The organism is Paenibacillus sp. 01T422, assembly GCF_056398785.1.
The window spans coordinates 1-7,069 of the sequence record NZ_JBFTQB010000263.1; the positions used below are offsets into that span (position 1 = coordinate 1).

General features: G+C 45.0%; 11 protein-coding genes and 1 other annotated feature. All 11 genes read left to right on the top strand.

All coding sequences use genetic code 11. The annotated features are described in order from the left end of the window. Positions 1–413 (top strand): serine O-acetyltransferase (locus AC1DUA_RS16175; protein WP_477500749.1); only part of this gene is annotated, 413 nt, incomplete at its 5' end. Continuing rightward, positions 394–1,794 carry a cysteine--tRNA ligase gene (gene cysS / locus AC1DUA_RS16180; RefSeq protein ID WP_477500750.1) on the top strand — a complete coding sequence of 467 codons (1,401 nt, stop codon included), beginning with the start codon at positions 394–396 and terminating at the stop codon, positions 1,792–1,794. The genes AC1DUA_RS16175 and cysS, both read left to right, overlap by 20 nt. Then, positions 1,791–2,222: a Mini-ribonuclease 3 gene (locus AC1DUA_RS16185; RefSeq protein ID WP_477500751.1), complete on the top strand. Its 432-nt coding sequence runs from the start codon at positions 1,791–1,793 to the stop codon at positions 2,220–2,222. The genes cysS and AC1DUA_RS16185 overlap by 4 nt, the downstream gene beginning before the upstream one ends. Before the next feature lie 54 nt (positions 2,223–2,276). Continuing rightward, a complete protein-coding gene (rlmB, locus tag AC1DUA_RS16190) occupies positions 2,277–3,017 on the top strand; it encodes a 23S rRNA (guanosine(2251)-2'-O)-methyltransferase RlmB (RefSeq protein ID WP_326063009.1) in 741 nt (246 codons plus the stop codon). Between the two features lie 5 nt (positions 3,018–3,022). Continuing rightward, the gene (locus tag AC1DUA_RS16195) at positions 3,023–3,535 is read left to right on the top strand and encodes an NYN domain-containing protein (RefSeq protein ID WP_477500752.1); all 513 of its coding nucleotides are present in this window, start codon (positions 3,023–3,025) and stop codon (positions 3,533–3,535) included. 117 nt (positions 3,536–3,652) lie between these two features. After that, entirely contained in the window at positions 3,653–4,297 is a 645-nt protein-coding gene (gene sigH / locus AC1DUA_RS16200; protein ID WP_028557511.1) for an RNA polymerase sporulation sigma factor SigH, read from the top strand. A gap of 232 nt (positions 4,298–4,529) precedes the next feature. After that, the gene (gene rpmG, locus AC1DUA_RS16205) at positions 4,530–4,679 is read left to right on the top strand and encodes a 50S ribosomal protein L33 (protein ID WP_079418041.1); all 150 of its coding nucleotides are present in this window, start codon (positions 4,530–4,532) and stop codon (positions 4,677–4,679) included. 19 nt (positions 4,680–4,698) lie between these two features. After that, positions 4,699–4,911: a preprotein translocase subunit SecE gene (gene secE / locus AC1DUA_RS16210; protein ID WP_167067728.1), complete on the top strand. Its 213-nt coding sequence runs from the start codon at positions 4,699–4,701 to the stop codon at positions 4,909–4,911. Positions 4,912–4,935: 24 nt separating this feature from the next. After that, positions 4,936–5,469, top strand: a complete 534-nt coding sequence (gene nusG / locus AC1DUA_RS16215; protein ID WP_029196473.1) for a transcription termination/antitermination protein NusG — start codon at positions 4,936–4,938, stop codon at positions 5,467–5,469. 89 nt (positions 5,470–5,558) lie between these two features. Next, entirely contained in the window at positions 5,559–5,984 is a 426-nt protein-coding gene (gene rplK, locus AC1DUA_RS16220; protein WP_028557508.1) for a 50S ribosomal protein L11, read from the top strand. A 115-nt stretch (positions 5,985–6,099) separates the two neighbouring features. Then, entirely contained in the window at positions 6,100–6,792 is a 693-nt protein-coding gene (gene rplA, locus AC1DUA_RS16225; RefSeq protein WP_127457551.1) for a 50S ribosomal protein L1, read from the top strand. Between the two features lie 54 nt (positions 6,793–6,846). Then, positions 6,847–7,000: a sequence feature (ribosomal protein L10 leader region), on the top strand. The last annotated feature ends 69 nt before the right edge of the window (positions 7,001–7,069 follow it).

The window sequence follows — 7,069 nt, forward strand, 5'->3', positions numbered from 1 at the left end:
TCATTGGGGAAACCTGCGAAATTGGTGATGATGTTATTTTGTATCAAGGGGTGACTCTGGGGGGGACAGGGAAAGAGAAAGGCAAGAGACATCCAACTATTGGCAATAATGTAGTTATTGGTTCAGGTGCCAAGATTCTGGGCTCCTTCCTTGTTGGCGAGAATTCACGGATTGGCTCCAATGCGGTGGTCATTCAAGAGGTTCCTTCGAACAGTACCGTTGTAACTATGCCTGCTAAGCTTGTGAAGCGGGACGGCGTGCGTGTGAATCGGTTGGACCACGGTAATTTACCGGACCCCATCATTGATATATTCCAGGAAATGCAGCAGCAAATTAATGAATTACGAAGACAGTTAGAACTAGAACGGGTTAAGAATGGAGGAGCGAGAGAACATGACGCTCAGAATGTATAATACGCTAACACGCAAGAAGGAAGAATTTGTACCCCTTGAACCGGGTAAAGTGAAAATGTATGTGTGCGGCCCAACCGTATACAACTATATCCATATTGGAAATGGCAGACCGGTGATATTCTTCGATGTCGTAAGGCGCTTTTTAGAGTCGCAGAACTATGAAGTCACTTATATTACAAACTTTACCGATGTGGATGATAAAATGATTCGTAAAGCCGAGGAAATGGCTGTAACTGTTCCGGAGCTGGCAGAAACGTTTATTGCCGCCTTCTTGGAAGATATCCAAACACTTGGCGTACATGATGCTACTTTGAATCCCCGCGTAACGGACAATATTCAGGAAATCATTGATTTTATTTCTGCTTTAGTTGAAAAAGACTACGCTTATGAAGTTCGCGGCGATGTCTATTACCGAACAACCAAATTCGCCGAATACGGCAAGCTTTCTCATCAAAATCTGGAAGAACTCCAATACGGAATTCGCATTGAAGTGGATGACCGCAAAGAGAATCCGCAGGATTTTGTCCTTTGGAAAGCTGCGAAGCCAGGAGAGATTTATTGGGATAGCCCTTGGGGCCAAGGTCGCCCGGGATGGCATATTGAGTGCTCCGCCATGGTGCGCAAATATCTGGGTGAAACGATTGATATTCACGGCGGCGGTCAGGACTTGACGTTCCCGCATCATGAGTGCGAAATCGCCCAAACCGAAGCGGTTACTGGCCATCCAATGGCCAATTACTGGTTGCACAATGCGTTCCTTAACATCGATAATGAAAAAATGTCCAAATCGCTAGGTAATGGCATTCTCATCCGCGATCTTGTGAAACAAATCAAACCGGAAGTTTTCCGTTTCTTCATGTTGTCTGCTCACTACCGCAATCCGCTGAACTTCAGCGATGAGAGCCTCAAGCAAGCGGCTAATGCTTTGGAGCGCATACAAAATGCGAATGACAATCTGAAGCACCGCCTGGCCACAGCCTCAGTAATAGGCGAGGTCGAGGCTGCTCTAACCGAACGTATAGCGGCGACTGCCAGTCAGTTCGTCGAGAAGATGAACGACGACTTTAATACCCCGGATGCGATTACGGCTGTGTTCGATCTTGTGGCCGAAGCGAACCTGTACCTGCAGCAGGAGCGGGTGAATGCTGCTGCTTTGCAAATGTTCCTAGATCAGCTGCAAGTTTTTGATCAAACGTTGGGAATTTTGTCGAAACAAGCTGACGAATTGTTGGACGAAGAGATTGAGCAGCTGATTGTCGATCGGACGGAAGCGAGGAAATCGAAGAACTGGGCACGTGCGGATGAAATCCGTGACCTGCTCACAGAGAAAGGGATATTCCTTGAGGATACACCACAGGGAATTCGTTGGCGCCGCAAATGAGTGAAACTTTTATAGATGCTGCGAACCTGTTCGTTTTTCCGCCGTCCAAGAGCCCTCATTTGCTGAATCCCCTCGTACTCGCCTATATTGGCGATGCGGTTTATGAGGTCTACATTCGGCAATATGTGATTTCAGGCGGAAACCATCGGCCCAACCATTTGCACAAAGCATCCACCGGTTATGTATCGGCTAAGGCGCAATCCAAGCTTTTGGATGCTCTTATGCCGATGCTGACGGAAGAAGAGATTGACATGGTAAAGCGTGGGCGCAATGCCAAATCAGGAACGACAGCCAAGAACGCGGATGTGCTTGAATACCGGCACAGCACCGCGTTTGAGTGCTTAATCGGATATTTGTATTACAAGCAATCTTTTGAGCGATTGAAGGATATATTGGATTTTGTTCTTGCTTATAAGAATAAAATTTAGCCCAAAATGGATGTAAGTTATGTTAAACGAGGAATTTTTAGGAGGAAGCAAGAGATGGATGAGGAGTATATTGGCGGGAAACACTCCGTCATGGAGGCAATTCGTGCCGGTCGAACAATTAATAAAATTTGGATTGCTGAGAATGCGCAGAAGCAATTCGCGGGCCCGATTGTAGCGGAAGCCAAAAATTTAGGGATTCTTGTACAATTTACGGACAAGCGCAAGCTTGATCAGATGGTAGAAGGACTTCAGCACCAAGGGGTTATTGCGCAAGTAGCGGCCTACGAGTACGTAGAAGTGGAGGATATTCTTGCTAAAGCTAAAGCGTTAGGGCAGGATCCCTTTATCCTTATTCTCGATGAGATTGAAGACCCACATAACCTGGGCTCGATCCTGCGAACAGCGGATTGYACGGGAGTTCACGGCGTCATTATCCCCAAAAGACGCTCAGTAGGGCTAACTGCAACGGTTTCGAAGACATCAGCAGGAGCGGTAGAGTATGTGCCAGTTGCTCGAGTAACGAATATCTCCCAGACCATAGAACAACTCAAAGAGCAAGGAGTTTGGGTCGCGGGGACGGATGTAACTGCAGCACAAGATGTGTATAAAGCGAATTTCAGTATGCCCATAGCTCTTGTCATTGGCAATGAGGGTAAAGGTGTTGGAAGGTTAATTAAAGAGAGATGTGACTTCTTAGTTAAACTGCCGATGGCCGGTCATGTTAACTCTCTGAATGCTTCTGTTGCCGCGGGAGTCTTGATGTACGAAGTGGTTCGCCAACGAAATAAGAGTTAAAGCAGATGGAAGAGTTCCTAATCGTAGACGGCTACAATATCATAGGGGCATGGCCTGAACTAAGTAAGCTGAAGGATACCGATTTGGAAGGTGCTCGCGATAAGTTAATTCATATGCTAGCCGAGTACCAATCTTATTCTGGCATGAAGGTATACCTGGTTTTTGATGCTTACATGGTACCTGGACTTGGGAAAAAGTATGTACAGAGCAAGTTGAACGTCCTCTACACCAAAGAGAAGGAAACCGCGGATGAACGGATCGAACGATTGGTTACGAATCTGATGGGAAGACGTAAACAAATCTATGTGGCTACCTCCGATATGATTGAGCAGCACGTTATTTTCGGTAAAGGAGCTCTTCGATTGCCAGCTGGTGAACTTCTCATCAAAATTAAACAGAATCGCAAAGAAGTTCGARAACGCATTGAGCCAGAAACAACAGCGAAGCGCAATCCGTTTGAAGGCAAACTGAGCAACGAGTTGAAGGCTCAGTTCGAACGATGGCGAAGAGGGGAGTAATCCTCCAAATGCTAGAAATGGTGGGCTTCCCGTTGACGGTGTGAGATTTCATCATGTATACTTAACCTAAACTTTTAATGTGAATCTGGGTAGTCCTGCAGGCCGGAGGGATTGTTGGTGAGTGTCGACCTCAAAGAACTGAGAATGTATGATTATGACCTCAAGCCAGATGAAGACATTGTCGAGGCAGTCCGTGAAGGCAGTAGCGAAGCGTTGGAATACCTTATCAACAAATATAAGAATTTCGTGCGTGCCAAAGCACGTTCTTATTTTTTGATAGGTGCAGACCGAGAAGATATTGTGCAGGAAGGAATGATAGGTTTATATAAATCTATCCGCGACTTCCGAGGAGACAAGCTTGCTTCTTTCAAAGCCTTTGCTGAACTGTGCATTACCCGACAGATCATCACGGCGATTAAGACAGCAACACGTCAGAAACACATTCCTCTTAATTCCTACGTGTCACTGGACAAGCCTATCTATGATGAAGATTCTGATCGTACGCTGCTTGACGTCATCAGCGGTTCCAGGGTCACAGACCCTGAGGAGCTTGTGATTAATCAAGAAGAATTTACGGGACTTGAAGATAAAATGGGAGAAATATTGAGTGACTTGGAGCGTAGAGTTCTTATGCTCTATCTCGACGGGAGATCCTACCAAGAGATAGCGGTGGATCTTGATCGTCATGTCAAGTCTATTGATAATGCTCTTCAACGTGTGAAACGTAAGCTTGAACGCTATTTAGAAGTCAGAGATTTGTAGAATATGCCCGCGCAGCCTTGCTTGGTCTTGGCTGAGCGGGCCTTTTCTTTGTACGAGGTTTATTATACTGCCGGAGCGTCTATACTGATATTACTCTTGCAAATGTGAGACTTCTGCCTTGACACTCTGTGACGGGTTGTGATAAAGTATTTCAGGTAGCCCTAAAAGTCGCTTTCTTTTTGACGCGCTTCGAAGGGCTTTAATTAGAACGTGTCTGTAGGAGGTGTACATCATGCGGGTCATCATCACATTAGCGTGCACAAATTGCAAACAAAGAAACTATGCATCCACTAAAAATAAGCGCAACAATCCCGACCGTATTGAGTTGAAGAAATATTGCAAATTTTGCAATGAACATACTGCTCATCGCGAGACTAGGTAGTTCTTTGGAGGTGTAGTTTGTGGGGTTCTTGGCTAGAATGAGACAAAGCTTCGGATCCACTTTTTCCTTCTTCACCGACAGTTGGACAGAACTCAAAAAGGTCAAGTGGCCAAGTCGCAAAGAGATGACTACCTATACGCTTGTTGTGTTGGGTACTGTAGCTTTTGTTGCTATTTATTTTTTTGTGCTGGATCTTGGAATTTCTGAGTTGCTGCGCCTTGTTTTTAAATAAACAGGACTATAGGTGAATTTATTCATGGAAAAAAGATGGTACGTCGTACATACCTATTCAGGGTATGAGAACAAAGTGAAAGCCAACCTGGAGAAACGTGTTGAATCCATGGAAATGACGGACAAGATCTTCCGTGTGCTTGTGCCTATGGAAGAGGAACTGGTGAACAAAGACGGCAAGAAGAAAGTCGTCATGCGTAAAGTTTATCCAGGGTATGTCCTCGTAGAAATGATTCAGACGGACGACTCTTGGTACGTAGTACGTAATACGCCAGGAGTTACTGGATTCGTAGGTTCTACGGGATCCGGCTCTAAACCGACTGCATTATTACCTGAGGAAGTTGAATCTATTTTGAAGCATATGGGAATGGAAGAGCCGAAGGAGAAAATCGACTTCGAACTCAAAGAGACCGTACGCGTCAAGGTGGGACCTTTCGCAAACTTTGTCGGATCTGTTGAAGAAATTGTGGCTGACAAGGGTAAACTTAAGGTGCATGTCAACATGTTTGGTAGAGAGACCCCGCTTGAGCTCGATTTCGACCAAGTGGAAAAGCTATAACACAAGACAACCAAGGGTTTCTACCAGGTCTATTCCTCGGGATAGACCTTCGTTAGTGGGATCTATATTATAAACAGGAGGTGTCTATCATGGCAAAAAAGGTTATTAAAATCGTGAAGCTTCAAGTTCAAGCTGCGAAAGCAAATCCAGCACCACCGATCGGTCCAGCATTGGGTCAAGCAGGTGTGAACATCATGGCTTTCTGTAAAGAGTTTAACGCTCGTACTGCTGATCAAGTAGGCCTTATCATTCCGGTTGAAATCACAGTATTCGAGGATCGTTCCTTTACATTCATCACTAAAACGCCTCCGGCTGCAGTTCTTCTTCGCGTCGTTGCTGGTATCGAAAAAGGATCCGGTGAACCAAACAAAAAGAAAGTTGCAACTGTGAAACGTGCAAAAGTTCGTGAAATCGCAGAACAAAAAATGCCTGACCTGAATGCTGCATCCGTTGAGGCTGCAATGCGTATGGTTGAAGGTACAGCTCGCAGCATGGGAATCGTCATCGAAGATTAATTCCGCAAGGAATGCGGCTGTGTAAACCGCGGTTTACGTAGAAGTTTTCTCTGAAAACTTTGAGGTCGCTCGGTGGGAGGATTATCCGCTAATACCACTAAGGAGGATTTAGATTATGCCTAAACACGGTAAGAAATACCGCGAAGTATCTCAGCTAGTTAATGCTGAAACTTTGTACGATCCGTCAGAAGCAATCGAGCTTGTTAAGAAAACAGCTCCTGCTAAATTTGATGAAACTGTAGATGTTGCAGTTCGTCTGGGTGTAGACCCAAGAAAACAAGATCAGGCTGTTCGTGGTGTAGTAGTACTTCCACACGGTACTGGTAAAACGAAACGTGTACTTGTATTTGCTAAAGGCGAGAAAGCGAAAGAAGCTGAAGCAGCTGGTGCAGATTTTGTTGGTGATGCTGACATGATCAACAAAATTCAACAAGGTTGGTTCGAGTTCGACGTTTGCGTAGCTACTCCAGACATGATGAGCGAAGTTGGTAAACTGGGTCGTATCCTCGGGGGTAAAGGTTTAATGCCAAACCCTAAAGCAGGAACAGTTACTTTCGACGTAACGAAAGCTGTTCAGGAGATCAAAGCTGGTAAAATCGAGTACCGTCTTGACAAAGCAGGACAAATTCATGCTCCACTTGGTAAAGTATCTTTCGATGCAGACAAGTTGAACGAAAACTTCAAAGCATTGGTTGATGCGCTTGTAAGAGCGAAACCAGCAGCTGCTAAAGGTGTTTACCTGAAAAACATTGCTGTATCCTCCACAATGGGACCAAGTGTTCGAGTAAACGTAAGCTCCTTCAGATAAGTAATAGCTTCCAGTTGACTTCGGTTGCTGGGCGTGATACTCTATCAAAGGTCATAAAAATGAATATGCAAACCGTAGACAGTAGGTGCCACGTGCTTAATTTCCTACCGAGGTGTTATGATATATATAGCGATTTCTTTGTAGATCAGGGAAAAAGTGAACACATCATGCCTTCGTAGCGTCTACGAAGGCATTTCTTATTGTTATAAGGAATGCTGATGCTCCTACTGTTTGTAATATTGAAACATAAATGCATAAGAAGTGAGGTGTACTATGG